Here is a 500-nt window from a genome sequence, read left to right on the forward strand (position 1 = left end):
GACGCCACGCCGGTGCCCGGCGCCTTCGTCATCAACATCGGCGACATGATGGCGCGCTGGACCAACATCCTCTTCGCCTCCACTCAGCACCGGGTGATCAACACCTCCGGCGCCGAGCGCTACTCCCTCCCCTTCTTTTTCGATCCCAACTTCCATGCCAGGGTGGCCGCCTTGGAAACCTGCGTCGGCCCCGGCCGCCCGGCGGTCTTCCCGCCGACCACCAGCGGCCAGCACCTGCTGGACATGATCAACGCGACCTTCGATTATCACCGCCAAAAGGATCACGGGGAGAAGAAGGGCAAGCCTTGAACGCGAACTACGATTTCAGCCTTACCGTCGGACGCGCCGCGCTGCTGGTGGTCGACCTGCAGCGCGCTTTCTGCGAGCGCCGGGTCAGCGACGCCCTGGGCTTCGAGGGCAGCGACTACTTCTGGGACCGCGTCGACGACCTGGTCCTGCCCAACGCCCACGGCCTGATTTCGGCCGCCCGCCAGGCCGGC

Annotated in this window: 2 protein-coding genes; both read left to right on the forward strand. The window is 66.6% G+C overall.

Annotated elements, in window-relative coordinates; genetic code table 11:
• On the forward strand, positions 1–309 hold a 309-nt coding region (locus tag ACKGJN_RS16945), incomplete at its 5' end, for a 2OG-Fe(II) oxygenase family protein (RefSeq protein WP_409540764.1).
• Positions 306–500: hypothetical protein (locus tag ACKGJN_RS16950; protein ID WP_458250436.1), on the forward strand; the 195-nt coding region annotated here is incomplete at its 3' end. The genes ACKGJN_RS16945 and ACKGJN_RS16950, both read left to right, overlap by 4 nt.

This window comes from Gillisia xinjiangensis, assembly GCF_046298265.1.
Classification (GTDB): domain Bacteria; phylum Bacteroidota; class Bacteroidia; order Flavobacteriales; family Flavobacteriaceae; genus Gillisia; species Gillisia xinjiangensis.